Origin of the sequence: Phycicoccus sp. 3266 (genome assembly GCF_031456495.1) — a bacterium.
Classification (GTDB): Bacteria; Actinomycetota; Actinomycetes; order Actinomycetales; family Dermatophilaceae; genus Pedococcus.
Genome location: NZ_JAVDUW010000001.1, coordinates 513,613 through 529,792, shown reverse-complemented (window position 1 = coordinate 529,792; position 16,180 = coordinate 513,613). Strand labels below are relative to the sequence as shown.

General features: G+C 72.3%; 11 protein-coding genes. 10 read left to right on the top strand and 1 reads right to left on the bottom strand.

The features are described 5' to 3' along the window. Positions 1-77 precede the first annotated feature (77 nt). Positions 78-1,988 carry a DUF5107 domain-containing protein gene (locus J2X64_RS02645; protein ID WP_310149203.1) on the bottom strand — a complete coding sequence of 637 codons (1,911 nt, stop codon included), beginning with the start codon at positions 1,986-1,988 and terminating at the stop codon, positions 78-80. 231 nt (positions 1,989-2,219) lie between these two features. On the opposite strand from J2X64_RS02645, the gene ngcE reads away from it, so the two are divergent. The 10 genes from ngcE (at position 2,220) to J2X64_RS02595 (ending at position 16,176) form a co-directional block, all read left to right on the top strand. Beyond that, entirely contained in the window at positions 2,220-3,638 is a 1,419-nt protein-coding gene (gene ngcE, locus J2X64_RS02640) for an N-acetylglucosamine/diacetylchitobiose ABC transporter substrate-binding protein (RefSeq protein ID WP_310149196.1), read from the top strand. An 86-nt stretch (positions 3,639-3,724) separates the two neighbouring features. Beyond that, positions 3,725-4,708 (top strand): sugar ABC transporter permease, encoded by a 984-nt coding sequence (locus J2X64_RS02635; protein WP_310149193.1) that lies wholly within the window; start codon positions 3,725-3,727, stop codon positions 4,706-4,708. Continuing rightward, positions 4,708-5,616: a carbohydrate ABC transporter permease gene (locus J2X64_RS02630; RefSeq protein WP_310149189.1), complete on the top strand. Its 909-nt coding sequence runs from the start codon at positions 4,708-4,710 to the stop codon at positions 5,614-5,616. Before J2X64_RS02635 ends, J2X64_RS02630 begins: the two co-directional genes overlap by 1 nt. Positions 5,617-5,721: 105 nt before the next feature. Then, positions 5,722-6,930 (top strand): acetyl-CoA C-acetyltransferase, encoded by a 1,209-nt coding sequence (locus tag J2X64_RS02625; protein WP_310149187.1) that lies wholly within the window; start codon positions 5,722-5,724, stop codon positions 6,928-6,930. A 46-nt stretch (positions 6,931-6,976) separates the two neighbouring features. Then, the gene (gene meaB, locus J2X64_RS02620; RefSeq protein WP_310149184.1) at positions 6,977-7,939 is read left to right on the top strand and encodes a methylmalonyl Co-A mutase-associated GTPase MeaB; all 963 of its coding nucleotides are present in this window, start codon (positions 6,977-6,979) and stop codon (positions 7,937-7,939) included. Between the two features lie 74 nt (positions 7,940-8,013). Continuing rightward, positions 8,014-9,606 carry a serine/threonine-protein kinase gene (locus J2X64_RS02615; protein ID WP_310149180.1) on the top strand — a complete coding sequence of 531 codons (1,593 nt, stop codon included), beginning with the start codon at positions 8,014-8,016 and terminating at the stop codon, positions 9,604-9,606. Positions 9,607-9,638: 32 nt separating this feature from the next. Next, the gene (locus J2X64_RS02610) at positions 9,639-11,342 is read left to right on the top strand and encodes an FAD-dependent oxidoreductase (protein ID WP_310149178.1); all 1,704 of its coding nucleotides are present in this window, start codon (positions 9,639-9,641) and stop codon (positions 11,340-11,342) included. A gap of 106 nt (positions 11,343-11,448) precedes the next feature. Continuing rightward, positions 11,449-12,534 carry a GNAT family N-acetyltransferase gene (locus tag J2X64_RS02605; protein WP_310149176.1) on the top strand — a complete coding sequence of 362 codons (1,086 nt, stop codon included), beginning with the start codon at positions 11,449-11,451 and terminating at the stop codon, positions 12,532-12,534. A gap of 82 nt (positions 12,535-12,616) precedes the next feature. Continuing rightward, positions 12,617-12,925: a thiamine-binding protein gene (locus J2X64_RS02600; RefSeq protein ID WP_310149173.1), complete on the top strand. Its 309-nt coding sequence runs from the start codon at positions 12,617-12,619 to the stop codon at positions 12,923-12,925. A 137-nt stretch (positions 12,926-13,062) separates the two neighbouring features. Beyond that, positions 13,063-16,176, top strand: a complete 3,114-nt coding sequence (locus J2X64_RS02595) for an FtsX-like permease family protein (RefSeq protein WP_310149170.1) — start codon at positions 13,063-13,065, stop codon at positions 16,174-16,176. The last annotated feature ends 4 nt before the right edge of the window (positions 16,177-16,180 follow it).

The following is a 16,180-nucleotide window of genomic DNA, read 5'->3' as shown; positions in this document are numbered from 1 at the left end:
GAGCGGACCCCGACTCCAGTGCGGCCGCACCCGACCCAGCGCCCAACCGTCCTCTCGAGCCTGCGGAACCCTCCGCCCTACGCCTCGCGCGACATCCGGAAGTCCAGCCGCTCGGGCACCGGCTCGCCCGGCCGCAGCACGTGCCACAGCTCGGCGGTCGGGATGTCGCCCTCGGCGAGGTCCGGCACCTCCAGCGTGCCGAGCAGCTCCAGCGCCGCCTCGTGGTCGCCCCGCGCGACGAGCGCCTGCGCGAGCAGTAGCTGCGTGCGCCCGTGCCCGCGCAGGTCCTCCGGCATGCCCTGGGCCGCCTGCACCAGCGCGTCCGGCCGCTTCGCCGCCAGCAGCGCCACCAGCCGCTCGGTCCACAGCTGCCGGTCCCGGGGCGCCAGCTCGAGCGCCCGCGCATAGAGCGCGTCCGCCTCGTCGACGTCCGCCGAGAGCACCGCGAGCCCCCGCAGCGCGGGTGCCGTGGGCCGCAGTTCCACGCTGCGCTCGTATGCCGCGCGGGCAGCGTCGAGCTCGCCGCGGGCGTGGTGCCCCACGGCTCGCGCGTAGGCGAGCCACCAGCCGCCGTCCGCGGTGTCGCCCGTCCCGTCCGACCTGCGGCCGCCCTGGTGGCCGGACGCCTGCTCGGCGGTGCCGTCGCCGGTGGCCGCTTCATCAGCGGTCGCGAACGCCTGCGTCCAGCGCGCCGAGACCGGCGGGATGGTCGGTGCGTCGGCGGGGACCTCGTCCAGCGCCGAGACGTCCCCGGCCGCGAACCGTGCCAGCGGAGCGCTCGCGTCCTCGACGGCGGGAAAGACCAGCCCCGCCGGCGCGTCCTGGCCGCGCAGCACCAGTTCCGCGTGGCCCCAGCCCGAGCCCGTCTGCACCAGCTCGCCGGGCGGCAGCTCGGCCACCTCGGCCAGCCACCGTGCTTGCACCTCCTCGAGCTCGGCCGGCGGCACGGTCGCGTGCACCGCCGCGCGCGCGGACTCGGACGCCGCGGCATACTCCCCACCGGCCTGCTCAGGGTCGAGGTCGACGGCCACGAACGCCTCGGTCCACGACCGGGTCGCGCCGCCCTCGATGACGTCGTGCTCGAGCTGGGTCTGGCAGACGCCCGCCTGGATCTCGAGGTAGCGGGTGTCGGGCGTGCTCAGCCACTCCTGCCAGCGGCGGCCACCGGGGCCCGTGCCCCACAGGAAGAGCTTGCGGCCGGTGAGCTCACTGGTCGACGTCTGCGCGAGCCCGCGCCCGTCGGGCTCGACGGCGCACACCAGCCGCCCTTGCTGTTCGGCGACCTCGTAGAAGTAGTCAGCGGCATACGTCGACGCCTGCGGCCGGCTGATGTCCACGTCACCGTCGGGGAAGGGCACCTCGACCCGGTCGAGCATCCCCGTGTAGTCGGTGCGCCAGGCGTGCGTCGCCGGGACGAGCACGCGCGTGCCCGGTGTCTCCGGGACGGCGATGTTGGTCCACCAGTACAGCGGCTTGGGCTGCGGGTCGGGGTTGACCACCCGCGTCGAGGCGAGCAGCCGGGTGCCGTCGAGGCGCAGGTCGACCTGCATGACGAGGTCGCGCGTGCGCTCCCACTCCCACAGGCGCACGACCGGGCCGTCAGGGCCGTCGACCACCGCCGCGTGCACGGGTCGCGAGGAGAGGGTGGTGTGCCCGGTGGACCCGAGGTTCCACTCGATGCCGCCGGCGAACCACGCGTCGGTGAGGCCGAAGTTCGCGAACCGCAGCCGCGGGTTGACGAAGAGCAGCTCCCGGTCGCGGGTGTGGTCGACCAGCGACCAGACGCGCCCGCCAAGGCCCGGCAGGACGGTCGCGGTCACCAGCCCGTTGGACAGCTCGAGCGCAGGAAGCTCGAGGTCAGCGGTGCCCCGGTCGTACTCGCTCTGGATGCCGTAGGGCAGCGGGCTGCCCAGCCGGCCACGCCCGACACGCTCGCGCATCTGCGCCGACGCCGCCTCGGCGAGCCTCGGGACGACGCTGCGACGCACGTGCTTCAGTGGCGGGAGCTGTCCTTCCGGGCCGGGGAGAGAGCCGCGCACGGGGAGCGAGAGGACACGGACACGCGCCGGTCGGGGGGTGTCTGGCATGAGCGCACCCTGATCGATATTGATTGGTTCTGTCAATGTTATTGACACAACCAATCACGCGCACCACGATGTGGGGATCATGCCGAGCGGTGGCCAATGGCGGTCAGCCGATACGTGGAGGTAGGGAAACTGATGGATCTACGTGGTGAGCAGGTCGAGCGGCGCACGATTCTGCGCCTGGCCTTCGCAGCAGGCCTGGCCCTGCCGGCGGCAGGCGCGCTGGCGGGGTGCGCGACCGGTGGCGGGGGGAGCTCCAGCAGCAGCTCGGCCGCAGGCGGGACCAAGAGCGACAAGAACCCGTTCGGCATGGCCGACAAGTCCACCGTCGAGGCGGTGATCTTCAACGGCGGGTACGGCTACGACTACGTCACCTTCGCGGCCGACGTCATGCAGAAGAACCAGTCGGGCAGCAAGGTCACGGTCAAGCCGTCGACCCAGATCGCCCAGGAGCTGCAGCCGCGGTTCGTCGGCGGCAACCCGCCGGACCTCATCGACAACTCGGGCGCCAACGCGATCGGCCTCAACACCATCGCCGACCAGCTCGAGGACCTCAAGGACGTGTTCGCGGCCAAGAACATCGAGGGCACGACCATCCAGGACACCCTGTACCCCGGTGTCGAGGCGCCCGGCACGATCAACGGCAAGCTCGTCGCGATCAACTACGTCCAGACCGTCTACGCGATCTGGTACTCCGCCTCGCTGTTCGAGCAGAACGGCTGGACCCCGCCGAAGACGTGGGACGAGGCCATCGCGCTCGGCGAGAAGGCCAAGGCCAAGGGCAAGTACCTCATGCTCTGGGGCAAGGAGGCCGCGACCTACTACCAGACCCTCGCCATCGCCTCGGCGATCAAGGAGGGTGGCGACGACGTCCGCCTGGCGCTGGAGAACCTCAAGCCCGACGCCTGGTCCAAGCCGGCCGTGCAGGGCGTCTTCAAGGCGCTGGAGACCATCGTCAAGAAGGGCTACATGAAGCCCGGTGGTGGCGGCACCCAGTTCACCGCCGCCCAGGCCCAGTGGTCGAACGACCAGGCCGCCCTGCTCTACCCCTCGGGCTCGTGGATCGAGAACGAGATGAAGAAGCAGACCAAGCCCGACTTCAAGATGACCGGCGCCCCGGAGATGACCCTCACCTCCGGCTCGAAGATGCCGTACACCGCGCTGCACTCCGCGGCCGGTGAGCCGTTCGTCGTGCCGAGCAAGGCCAAGAACGTCGCCGGTGGCAAGGAGCTCCTGCGGACCATGCTGTCCAAGGAGGCTGCCACCAACTTCGCCAAGACCAAGCTGTCCCCGACGATCGTCAAGGACACGGTCCCCGCGGACGGCTTCGGCTCCACCGCCCTGCAGTCCCAGGGCGCGATGCTGAAGGGCGCGGGCTCCGACGTGTTCACCTGGAACTTCGTCGACGTCTACGGCATGAACCAGGACATGCTCGTGCCGTGGAACGCCTTCCTCGCCGGCCAGATCGACGCCAAGGCGCTGACCAGCCAGCTGCAGAAGATCACCGACAAGGTCGCCAACGACCCGTCGGTCAAGAAGGTCGAGGTCAAGTGACGCCCCGCCCGGCCCGGCGTGGGACCCCTCGGGGGACCACGCCGGGCCGGGCCGTCGCCTGACCGCCACCTGATCGAGAGGCCACCATGAGCGCAGTCGTCCCCTCAGCCCCGTCGACGGCAGTGGCCGCGGCCGCCAAGCGCCGGCGCCGACGGATGCCGATGTCCCGCCGGATCTTCGTCCTGGTGACGCTCGGCCTGCCGTTCGCGTTCTACGCCGTGTTCGTACTGTGGCCGTTCGTCCAGGCGTTCATCTACAGCCTGACCAACTGGAGCGGCTTCTCCGACACCTTCCAGTTCGTCGGCATCAACAACTACAAGGCACTGCTGCAGGACGACATCTTCCTCAAGGCGGTCCGCAACAACCTGCTGCTCGCGATCGTCGTGCCGCTGGCCACCATCGCGCTGTCGCTGGCGCTCGCGACGATGGTCACCGTCGGCGGCTCGAGCACCGGCTCGGTCCGGGGCCTGTCGCGCTCGTCGTTCTACCGGATCGTCTCGTTCTTCCCGTACACGATCCCGGCCATCGTCATCGGCCTCATCTGGTCGCAGATGTTCGACCCGTCCGCGGGCCTGGTCAACGGCCTGCTGACCGGCGTCGGCCTCGACCACTTCAAGTCCTTCGCCTGGCTCGGCGAGGTCAGCACCGCGATGCCGGTGACCATGTTCGTCATCGTCTGGGGCTTCGTCGGCTTCTACATGGTGCTGTTCATCGCCGCCATCAAGGGCATCCCGGCCGAGCTCTACGACGCCGCCCGGGTCGACGGGGCCGGCCGGTTCCGGATGACGATGATGGTGACGATCCCCATGGTGCGCGAGACCGTGCAGACGGCCTACATCTACCTCGGCATCCTCGCCCTCGACGCCTTCGTCTACATGGCCGCCCTCAACCCCAGCGGCGGCCCGCAGAACTCCACCCTGACGATGACCCAGGACCTGTTCAACACGGCGTTCAAGAAGGGCCAGTTCGGCCTGGCGAGCGCCATGGGTGTCGTCCTCGCGGTGCTGACGCTGCTCTTCGCGGCGATCGTCTTCCTCGTCAACCGACTCACCAAGGGGAAGGACCGCTGATGAGCGTCGCGAACCCGCCGCGGACCCCGCGCACCGAGGCTCCCGAGGCCACCGCCGTCCCGACCGCGTCGCCGCTGTCGAAGGGCGACCGCACGGTCACGGTCGTGTCCCACGTCGTGCTGACGCTGTGGTCGATCATCGTGATCCTGCCGCTGGTCTGGGTCTTCCTCTCCTCGTGGAAGACGACCGGCGAGATCTTCTCCTCGCCGCTGGCGCTGCCGCAGCACTGGAGCTTCGACAACTACATCGGCGCGTGGAACGACTCCCACATCGGCCGGTACATGCTCAACTCGGTCATCGTCGTGACCTCGGCCCTGGTGCTCGTCATGGTGCTGGGCTCCGCCGCGGCATACTCCCTCGCCCGCTACCCGTTCCCCGGCAGCGGCATCGTCTACTACCTGATCCTCGCGGGCCTGACCTTCCCGATCTTCCTGGCGATCGTCCCGCTGTTCTTCGTCCTGAAGAACACCGGCCTGCTCAACACGCTGCCCGGCCTCATCGCCACCTACGTCGCGTTCGCCTTCCCGTTCACGGTGTTCTTCCTCTTCCCGTTCTTCCGGGCGCTGCCGCAGGAGATCGCCGAGGCCGCCGAGCTCGACGGCGCGGGGGAGTGGCGCACCTTCGCCCAGGTCATGCTGCCGATGGCGCGGCCGGGCATCGTCGCCATCGCGATCTTCAACTTCCTCGGCCTGTGGAACCAGTTCCTGCTGCCCGTCGCCCTCAACACCAACGAGGACAACTACGTGCTGTCGCAGGGCATGGCGCGGTTCGCCTCCCAGGCGGGGTATGCCGTGGACTTCGGCCAGCTCTTCGCGGCGGTCGTCATCACGATCGTCCCCGTCCTCGTGGTCTACATCTTCTCCCAGCGCCAGCTCCAGGGCTCCCTCTCGCAGGGCACGCTCAAGTAGCCGCCGGGGTGTGGTCAGCGCCACCCGACCGGGCGGTCCCGCCCCGAGGTGGCCGCACTAGAGTGGCCGGAGGTTGATCCCCAACGGCGCTGGAGGCCTTTCGTCATGACAACTTCGCCTGACCGCACGGTGTCGGTGATCGTCGCGGGTGCCCGCACCCCCATGGGCCGGCTGCTCGGCTCGCTCAAGGACTTCTCCGGGGCCGACCTCGGCGCCGTCGCCATCAAGGGCGCCCTCGAGAAGTCGGGCGTCGCGCCCGAGCAGGTCGACTACGTGATCATGGGCCAGGTCCTGCAGGCCGGCGCCGGGCAGATCCCCGCCCGCCAGGCCGCCGCGAAGGCCGGCATCCCCATGACCGTCCCGGCCCTGACCATCAACAAGGTCTGCCTGTCCGGCATCGACGCGATCGCCCTGGCCGACCAGCTCATCCGCGCCGGCGAGTTCGAGGTCGTGGTCGCGGGCGGCCAGGAGTCGATGACCAACGCGCCGCACCTGATGGAGAAGTCCCGCGAGGGCTACAAGTACGGCGACGTGACGATGCGCGACCACATGGCCTTCGACGGCCTCTGGGACGCCTTCACCGACCAGGCGATGGGCCTGCTGACCGAGCAGGCGAACACCGGCCAGCAGCAGTTCACCCGTGAGCAGCAGGACGAGTTCGGCGCCCGCAGCCACCAGCTCGCCGCCCGCGCCTGGAAGGACGGCCTCTTCGACGACGAGGTCGTCCCGGTCTCGATCCCGCAGCGCAAGGGCGACCCGATCGAGTTCAAGACCGACGAGGGCATCCGCGCCGACACCACGCCCGAGACCCTCGGCAGGCTGCGCCCGGCGTTCAGCAAGGACGGCACCATCACCGCCGGCACCGCCTCGCAGATCAGCGACGGGGCGGCCGCGGTCGTCGTCATGAGCAAGGCCAAGGCGCAGGAGCTGGGTCTGACCTGGCTCGCCGAGATCGGTGCCCACGGCGTCGTCGCCGGCCCGGACTCCACGCTCCAGCAGCAGCCCGCCCGCGCGATCGTCAAGGCCTGCGAGAAGGAGGGCATCACGCCCGCCGACCTCGACCTGGTCGAGATCAACGAGGCGTTCGCCGCGGTCGGCCTCGCGTCCGCCAAGGAGCTCGGCATCGACCTCGACAAGGTCAACGTCAACGGCGGGGCGATCGCCCTCGGCCACCCCATCGGGATGTCCGGCGCCCGCATCGCCCTGCACCTCGCGCTCGAGCTCAAGCGCCGCGGTGGCGGCGTCGGCGCGGCCGCCCTCTGCGGCGGTGGCGGCCAGGGCGACGCCCTCGTGATCCGCGTCCCGCAGGCCTGAGCCGGCTCCCACCGGCCCGACACCGCTCCCGCACGGAGGACACCGCTTGGCTCCCCGCACCGTCGACGTCCCTGCCCTGGTCGAGTCGGCCAGGGCAGGTTCGCCCCGGGCCGTCGCCCGCCTCATCTCGCTCGTCGAGGACGCCCACCCCGCGCTGCGCGAGGTGATGGCGGCGCTGACCCCCCACACGGGGAACGCGCACGTCATCGGCATCACGGGCAGCCCGGGCGTCGGGAAGTCCACGTCGACCAACGCGCTGGTCACGGCATACCGCGAGCAGGGCAAGCGGGTCGGGATCCTGGCCGTGGACCCCTCGTCGCCGTTCTCCGGCGGCGCGCTCCTCGGTGACCGCGTGCGCATGCAGGACCACGCCCTGGACCCGCAGGTCTACATCCGCTCGATGGCCAGCCGCGGCCACCTCGGTGGCCTGTCCTGGACGACCCCGCAGGCGCTGCGGGTGCTCGACGCCGCCGGCTGCGACGTGGTGCTGGTCGAGACCGTCGGCGTGGGGCAGTCCGAGGTGGAGATCGCGGGCCTGGCCGACACGACGATCGTGCTGCTCGCGCCGGGCATGGGCGACGGCATCCAGGCCGCCAAGGCGGGCATCCTCGAGATCGGCGACGTCTTCGTCGTGAACAAGGCCGACCGCGAGGGCGCCGACGCCACCGTGCGCGACATCCGGCACATGATCAGCCTCGGCGACCGCACGGAGCCCGGTCTGTGGCGGCCGCCGGTCGTCAAGACCGTGGCGGCGCAGGGGCAGGGCGTCGACGAGGTGGTCGAGGCCATCGAGAAGCACCGGTCCTGGATGGAGGGCAACGGCACGCTGCGCCGGCGCCGGATCCGCCGCGCCGGTGACGAGATCGAGTCGATCGCGATCAAGTCCCTGCGCGAGAAGATGGGCGACCTGCGCCACGGCAACGGCGTGGACGAGCTCGCCGCCGCGGTCGTCGAGGGCCGCACCGACCCGTACACCGCAGCCGACCAGGTCGTCGCCGCGCTGGGGTGACCGCCCGGACCGAGGTGTGGACGACGGCGCCGCGGGCAATAGGGTGATCCCCGGACCCGACGGAAAGGAACCCTGTGCCGCTCCAGGTGATCGCCGGACGCTACGAGGTGCTGCGTGCCATCGGCAGCGGTGGCATGGGCACCGTGTGGCTGTGCCGTGACACCGTCCTCGGCCGCGAGGTCGCGGTCAAGCAGATCGGTTCACTGCCGGGTGACCCGGCGGCGCAGGCGCGGGCCATGCGCGAGGCGCGGATCGCCGCGTCGCTGAACCACCCCAACGCGGTGGGGGTTTTCGACGTCGTCGACCAGGACGACAGCCACTGGCTGGTCATGGAGTACGTCCAGGGGCAGAGCCTCGCGGAGCAGATCCGCGACGAGGGCGCCCTGCCGGCCACCACGGTCGCCGGCATCGGCGCGGCCGTCGCCGGCGCGCTGGCCCGGGCCCACGAGCGCGGCATCGTGCACCGCGACATCAAGCCCGGCAACATCCTGATGGACGGCTCCGGCACCCCCAAGATCAGCGACTTCGGCATCGCCCGCGCGCACGCAGACGACCAGCTCACCCAGACCGGCTTCATGACCGGCACCCCGGGCTACCTCTCGCCCGAGCTGGCCCGCGGCGGCGACCCGACCGCCGCTTCCGACGTGTGGGCCCTGGGTGCCACGCTCTACTACGCGGTGGAGGGCCAGCCGCCGTACGAGCCGAACGCCAACCCGCTCGCGACGCTGCAGGCGATCGCCAACGGCGAGGCCCGCCCGATGGAGCACGCCGGACCGCTGGCGGGCGCCATCACCGCGATGATGGAGCACGACCCCTCCCGCCGCTGGGACATGGGCACCGCCAGCGAGCGGCTGCGCCGGGTCGCGGACGGCGACACCACCCTGGCCCTGCCCGCCGGCGCTATCCCCGGGGCCGCCGCTGCCGTGGGTGCCGGGGCCGCAGCCACCGAGCTGATCGCCGAGCCGGTCGAGGGCACCCAGCGGATGGACCAGGCCCCCGTCGCCGCACCGTATGCCGCGGAGCCCGAGCCGTACCCGGCCGGCCCGGTCCCGCCGGCGGGACCGCGCGGCCCCCGCGACGACCGTGACGGGGGCGGGAACAAGGCGCTGCTCTGGCTGGTGGGCATCCTCGCCGCCGTCGCGCTGCTGCTGGGCGTCCTGTACGCGGTGACCGACGGGTTCGGGAGCAACACCCCGCAGACGCCGACGACGACCACGGTGACCGCCCCGGCCAAGACCGAGACCCCGTCGTCCTCCTCGTCCTCGTCCTCGTCCAGCTCCTCGAGCAGCAGCTCCAGCAGCACGACGACCACCCCGTCGACCACGACGACCACGACGACGTCGTCGGCCAAGGACGACAAGGCGCTCGCGGACTTCATCAAGACCTACTACGCGGACGTCACCCAGGCCGACAAGCGCGACCAGACGTGGGCCGAGCTCACGCCGACGATGCAGGCATCGGCCGGTGGCAGGGACGGCTACGAGGGCTTCTGGTCGACCATCGAGAAGGTGGACGTCGGCAAGACGCAGGCGGACGCCCAGGCGGGCGAGGTGCGCGTCGAGCTGACCTTCCAGCCCAAGAGCGGCGGGAAGATCAAGGAGAACCATGTGCTCACCGTCGTCCGCAAGGGCGACTCGTGGCTGATCGACTCGGACTCGCAGGTCTAGCGAGGCCGCATGACCCCGGGAGGCGGGACACCATGAGCGAGCCGGCCCGTCCACGCCCTGCCCTGCTCCTGGCCGTCGAGCCGGAGCAGTGCCCGATCGTCACGAGCGAGTTCCAGCGCTACGCCCGGGACTACGAGGTCGTCTGCGTCGAGAGCGCCGAGGAGGCGCGCGCGGCCGCCGCCCGGATGCAGGGGGCGGGTCAGCCGGTCGCCCTGCTCGGCGTGGGGTGGCAGGTGCCCGGGATCGACAGCGGCCTGCGGCTGCTGGCCGAGCTGCACCGCATGCTCCCGACCGCCCGCCGCATCTGCCTGACCACCCGCGACGCGTACGGCCTGTCGCTGCCCAAGCTGCGCGAGTCGCTGGCCCGCGGCAAGTTCGACACCTACCTGCTCATCCCGCAGGGCGCGCGGGACGAGGAGTTCCACACCGCCGTCACCGAGTACCTCTCGGACTGGGGGTGGACGGCGTCGACGCCCGAGGTCGAGGGCGTGCGGATCATCGACGGCGCCGGCACGGCGGAGACCTCGCGCATCCGCGACTTCCTCGACCGGATGGGCATCCCGCACCGGCTGTACTCGCCCGACGACGCCGCCTCCCGTGAGGTGCTCGCGGGCCTGCCGTCGGTGCAGGGCGGCGCCGCACCGGCATACCCCGTCGTGACGTCGGGCGTCATCGGTGGCGCGGTCCTCGAGGCGGCCACCGCGCAGCAGGTGGCCCGCCTGGTCTACGGCTCGCCCCAGCCGGTGGACACCGACGGCATCGTCGACCTCGTCATCGTCGGCTCCGGGCCGGCCGGTCTCGCGGCTGCCGTCTACGGCGCCTCCGAGGGCCTGGACACCGTCGTGCTCGAGGCGGAGGCCGTCGGCGGCCAGGCCGGGACCAGCTCCCTGATCCGCAACTACCTCGGCTTCCCGCGCGGCATCTCCGGCATGCGGCTGGCGCAGCGCGCCCGGTTCCAGGCCACCCGGTTCGGTGCGCGCATCTACACCGGTGTGCCCGCGGAGTCGATCGAGCCCGCAGCCGCCCCCGGCGAGCCGCACGTCGTCCACACCGACGGCGGCTCGCTGCGCGCGCGGGCGGTGCTCGTCGCCACGGGCGTGCAGTACCGCCGGATCGGTATCGAGTCGCTCGAGGAGCTCGTCGGCCTCGGCGTCTACTACGGCGCCGCGACGAGCGCGACGCGCGAGATGGAGGGCCGGCCGGTCTTCGTCGTCGGTGGCGGCAACTCCGCCGGTCAGGCCGCGGTCTACCTCGCCCGGTACGCCAGCAGCGTCACCATCGTCGTGCGCCGTGACAACCTCGCCGAGACGATGTCGGACTACCTCGTGCGCGAGATCGCCGCCACACCGCCCATCACGGTGCGCACCGGGACGCGGGTCGTCGACGGCGGCGGGGAGACGCACCTGGAGTGGCTCGAGCTCGAGGGCCCGGACGGGCGCGAGCGGCTCGAGGCCGGTGGCCTCTTCCTGCTGCTGGGCGCGGACCCGTGCAGCGACTGGCTGCCCGAGGTCGTGGCCCGGGACGAGCGCGGCTTCGTCTACACCGGCCGCGAGGTGCCGATGGACCGCTGGACCAGTGGGCGTCCGCCGGCAGCGCTGGAAACCACCGTCCCCGGGGTGTATGCCGCGGGCGACCTCCGCGCGGGGTCGATGAAGCGCGTCGCGTCGGCCAGCGGCGAGGGGGCCGCCACGGTCGCCCTCGTCCACGCCCACCTCGCTACCCTCACCGCCCGCTGACGAGCCCCGGGCTCCCCCAAGACGGTGCGGTGGGACGCGTGGCGCATCGACCTGCAGGGGCGAAAACCCGTTGCCGCACAGGGGATCGCGGTCTGACACTCGAGGCATGGCCACGACGACAACGCCCCGCACGGCGTCCTCGACCGTCCCCGGCCCCGGCACCGCCGACGGCCCCGGGACGGACGTCGTCGTGCGCCTGCTCGACCTCGCGGACGACGCCGAGCTCGCCGCCGCCCACGCCGCGCGCCAGGCGTCCTGCCTGCACGAGCGGCCCTGGGCCAAGACCTGGTCGGTGCGGGAGATGGCCGTCCAGCTGCGCTCGGAGAACACGGTGGAACGGGCCGAGCCGTACGTCGCCCTGGTCGACGGCCACCTCGCCGGGTTCGCGCTGCTGTGGTTCCCGCTGCTGGACAACACCCAGTTCACCTGGGCCGAGGTCGACGTCGATCCGGCTTGGCGCGGCCGTGGGGTCGGCAGCGCCCTCGCCGACCGCATCGCCGAGCGGACGCGGGAGGAGGGCCGGCGGACGGTGCTCGTCGAGGTCAACGTCCCCGACGACCAGCGCGAGGACCACGGCTACGTCCGGTTCGCCCAGCGGCACGGCTACTCGTACGCGAACACGGAGGTGCGCCGGATCCTGGACCTTCCCCTCGACCCCGCGCGCCTGTCCGCGCTCGCGGCGGAGGCCGCCACCCACCACGAGGGCTACCGCATCGAGTCGTTCGTCGGCGGCCTGCCCGAGGAGCTGCGCGAGTCGTACTGCGCCTGCTGGAACCAGCTCGCCGTGGACGCACCGACCGGTGAGATCGAGTTCGAGGAGGAGGCGCTGAGCCCCGAGACCTACGCCGAGGAGCTCGGCCGGCTGGAGAGGCAGGGGCGCACCATGGTCCACACCGTCGCCATCGCCCCCCAAGCCGTCGTCGTCGGCTACAACGACCTTGTCGTCAGCGCCGACGACCCCGAGGAGGTCATGCAGTGGGGCACGCTCGTGCGCCGCGAGCACCGCGGCCACCGGCTCGGCCTGGCGGTCAAGGTCCGCGGCCTGCAGGAGCTGGCCCGGTTCGCGCCGCAGGCCAAGCGGATCCAGACCTGCAACGCGGAGCAGAACGCCCACATGGTCGGCGTCAACGTCGAGCTGGGCTTCCGCAAGGTCGAGGTGCTGATGTCCTACCAGCGCCACCTCGACGACTGACGGGCTGTTCCGCGCCGCCGGGTCGCCGTCGCACGCGGCGACCCGGCGCACGCGCCCGGACCACGCGGCATACGGTGGGCTCATGCTCGTCGCCTTCTCCGTCGCCCCGTCCGTCGCCGCCGACTCCGCCGGCTCCGTGAGCGAGGCGGTCGCCGCCGCCGTCGCCGTGGTCCGCGAGTCCGGCCTGCCGCACCGCACCGACTCGATGTTCACGACCGTCGAGGGGGAGTGGGACGAGTGCATGGCCGTGGTCAAGGCTGCGGTCGACGCCGTGGCCGCCTTCGGCCCGCGCGTCAGCCTCGTGCTCAAGGCGGACATCCGCGAGGGGTATGCCGGTGAGCTCACCGGCAAGCTCGAGCGGCTCGAGGCCGCCATCGAGCGCCGAGGCTGAGCCGCCCGCCGGACGATCCGTCGCGGCCCCCGTGGGGCCCCGCAAATCGTTGCCGGAACGTAGCCCCCAGCTGCAGGAAGTCCCCCTAGGGTCGGGCGGGAACTCGATCGTTCGGCACCGGGGAGGGCGACGACAGCATGTGGGCGGCGATCCGCTACCGCCGGGCGCAGGCGCTCGTCCTCGTCCTGCTGTCCGCGCTCATCGCCACCTGCGCCGTCGTCGCCCCGCTGTACCAGCGGGCCCTCGGCCAGGCGCAGCTGCGCCAGGCGGTGGGGGAGGCCTCACCGGCTGACACCGCTCTCGTGGTGCGAGCCGGCCGCAACCCGGCGAACCCCGACTTCGGCAGTCGTGACCTCGAGGGGAACGTCCAGCCCGCGCTGGCCCGCCTCTACTCCGGCGGTGTCGGGCAGGTGTCCCAGCCGCTGGAGATCATCCCCCGCAAGGGCCTCAAGCCCTCACCGGTGACGATCCTGTCCCGCGACGACAGCTGCGAGCACCTGTGGCTCACCCAGGGCCGCTGCCCGGCCGCGGCCGACGAGATCCTGGTGTCGGCCAAGGACCTCGCTGCCTGGACGTGGCCGATAGGCCACACCTTCGACGTGGCCGTCCCCGGTTCCGAGGCGCTCGGCCCGGTTTCGTTCGCCAAGCTCGTCGTCGTGGGTGCGTACGAGGTGGTGCCCGACGCCCGCTACTGGCTGACCGAACAGCTCGACGGCAAGTCCGGGACCCTCCTGTCCATCGGGCAGGACCTCATCCCGGCCGTCGACGACTTCGTCACGACCGAGCAGACCTTCACCCCCAGGTGGCGGACGGCGCAGGTGACGCTCAGCCTGCCGCTCAACCGCCACCTGTTCACGCTGGACAACCTCGACGAGATCCAGCGCGTCCTCGCCGACCGGACGACTCGGACGGGCGGCGTGCCCGGGGCGCTGGTCAGCACCGAGCTGCCCGGGATCATCGACGGCCTCGGCGTCGGCCAGTCCCGCCTGCGGGTCATCGTGCCCCTCCTCATGGCGCAGCTCGGCCTGCTGGCAGCCGCGATCCTCCTGCTCGTGGCGCAGGCGGCGGTCGAGCAGCGGCGACCCGAGGTGGCCCTCGCCAGGCTGCGAGGGCGCAGCCGCGAGGGAGCCGGTCGCCTCGTGATGGGCGAGCTGGCCCTCACCGCGGCGCTCGGCCTCCCGCTGGGCTTCGGCCTCGCCCTCCTGCTCACGAGCGTGGCCCGGTGGTTCGTGCTCCCCGACGGGGTGCCGTTCGAGGTGCCCTGGCAGGCCCTCGCCGCGCTCGTCGTTGCAGCGGTGGCCTGTGGGGTGGCCATCTGGCTCGCAGCCAGGCCGGTGCAGCGGCTGACGGTCTCCTCGCTCCTGCGCCGGGTCGCGCCGGAGCGGTCGAGGTCCGTCACCGTCGTGGACGCCCTCGCCGTCGCCCTCGCCGTCTTCGGCATCGTCGGTCTCGCGACCGGGACCCTCGAGGGCCCCCTCGCCCTGCTGACGCCGACGCTCGTCGCGCTCGCCGCGGGGCTGGTCGCGACCCGGGTCGTCGTCCCCGTGGCGAGGGCGGCCGGGCGCCGCAACCAGCAGCGGGGACGCGTGGGCCACGCCCTCACGGCATTCGGCCTCGAGCGCCGGGCCGGCCCGCGCAAGGTCGTCACGGTCGTGAGCGTCGCGGTGGCGCTCACCGTCTTCGCGGCCAACGCCGTGGCCGTCGGCGACCGGAACTGGCAGGCGCGTGCCGAGGTGCTCTCCGGGGCACCGATGACGCTCGTCACCGACAGCCGCAACCCGGCCACGCTGCTGGCCGCCGTCCGCAAGGCGGACCCGACCGGTCAGCGTGCGACGCCCGTGGCCGTCATCCGACGCGTCGACGCAGGCTCCACGGCCACCCTGGCGGTCGTCTCCCGGTCGCTCGACTCGGTGGCGTTCGCGCCACCGGGCGGCACGTACCGGACCGGCGCGCTGGCACCGCCGGACGTGCCCACCGTCGAGCTCCGCGGGAACCGTGTGACCGGCCGGATCGCGTGGGACCTGCAGACCCCGCCCGTGAAGACGATCGACCCGCCGACGGGGCAGTCGGGCCAGCCGAGGCCGCCGGTGAAGGTCGCGCCGCTGGGCGAGCCCTCGGAGCTGCGCATCGCGGTCACGACGGCCGAGGGCGAGCGGCTCACCCGTGTCATCGCGCTGGTCCCGCTGTCGGGCAAGGGCTCGGCACGCCTCGACGCGCCGCTGCTCTGCCCGGACGGCTGCAGGCTCGACGGCCTCGAGTTCCGCAAGACCGACCCACTCGCGTCGCAGGTCACGGGAACGCTGACGATCACCGGTCTCGGGGTCGACGGCACGTCGCTCCGGCTCGGCGACCCCTCGCAGTGGAACCCCTACCTGCCGCCGACGGACAACACCCCGGACCGCATGGAGCTGAGCAGCGCCGGACCGGACTCGCTCGGCCTCAGCATCATCAACAGCGGCTTCTCGGTCACCGTCACCCACGCGGACGTGCCCGCCGTCCTGCCGGGGCTGCTCGCGGGAGACGTGCCACCGGGGGGTACGGCGGAGTCCTTCGACGCGGCCGGTCTCAACGGGGCGCCGATCCGGGTCGCCTCGACGCAGAAGGTCGACACGCTCCCGCTGCTGGGTGCCAAGGGAGTGCTGGTCGACTACGAGACCCTCGCGCGGCTCGGCGGCCAGCTCGCGGACACCGGCACGCTCTCGGTCTGGCTCCGGGACCCGGCCGACGCCGCCGCCATGACGCAGTCGCTCGGCGCCCAGGCGATCGGCGTCATCGGCACCCACCGGTACACCGAGTCCAAGCAGCGCCTCGACGACGCCGCCTCGGCGCAGGGACTGCGGCTGGCGGTCTTCACGGGGGCCATGGGCATCCTGCTCGCCGCGCTCGTCGTCATCGTCATGACCGTCACCGGCTGGCGCACGGTGGCGCGCGACATGGCCGCCCTCCACATGTCCGGGGTCAGGCTGCCCGTGCTGCGCCAGGCGCTGGTCCGCGAGCAGGTCATCCTCGTCGCGATCGGGTCGGTCGTGGGGCTCGTCTGCGGCGCGGTCAGCTCGCTGCTCGCCATGCCGCTGCTGCCGCTGTTCGACGACGACGCGACACCGGTGCCCCCGCTCGAGCTGGCGCCGGCGCTCGGGGTGGTCCTGGCGGCCGCCGTCGCCGGGGCGGTCGTCCTGGTCGTCGTGGGCTGGCTCGCGGCCCGCGGTGCGGGGCGGCGGATCACCCTGCAGAGGGTGAGGGAGAGCCTGTGACGGC

Coding starts and splice junctions, on each gene's coding strand:
- ngcE (WP_310149196.1), top strand. CDS start 2,220: ATGGATCTACGTGGTGAGCAGGTCGAGCGGCGCACGATTCTGCGCCTG.
- J2X64_RS02635 (WP_310149193.1), top strand. CDS start 3,725: ATGAGCGCAGTCGTCCCCTCAGCCCCGTCGACGGCAGTGGCCGCGGCC.
- J2X64_RS02630 (WP_310149189.1), top strand. CDS start 4,708: ATGAGCGTCGCGAACCCGCCGCGGACCCCGCGCACCGAGGCTCCCGAG.
- J2X64_RS02625 (WP_310149187.1), top strand. CDS start 5,722: ATGACAACTTCGCCTGACCGCACGGTGTCGGTGATCGTCGCGGGTGCC.
- J2X64_RS02610 (WP_310149178.1), top strand. CDS start 9,639: ATGAGCGAGCCGGCCCGTCCACGCCCTGCCCTGCTCCTGGCCGTCGAG.
- J2X64_RS02605 (WP_310149176.1), top strand. CDS start 11,449: ATGGCCACGACGACAACGCCCCGCACGGCGTCCTCGACCGTCCCCGGC.
- J2X64_RS02600 (WP_310149173.1), top strand. CDS start 12,617: ATGCTCGTCGCCTTCTCCGTCGCCCCGTCCGTCGCCGCCGACTCCGCC.
- J2X64_RS02595 (WP_310149170.1), top strand. CDS start 13,063: ATGTGGGCGGCGATCCGCTACCGCCGGGCGCAGGCGCTCGTCCTCGTC.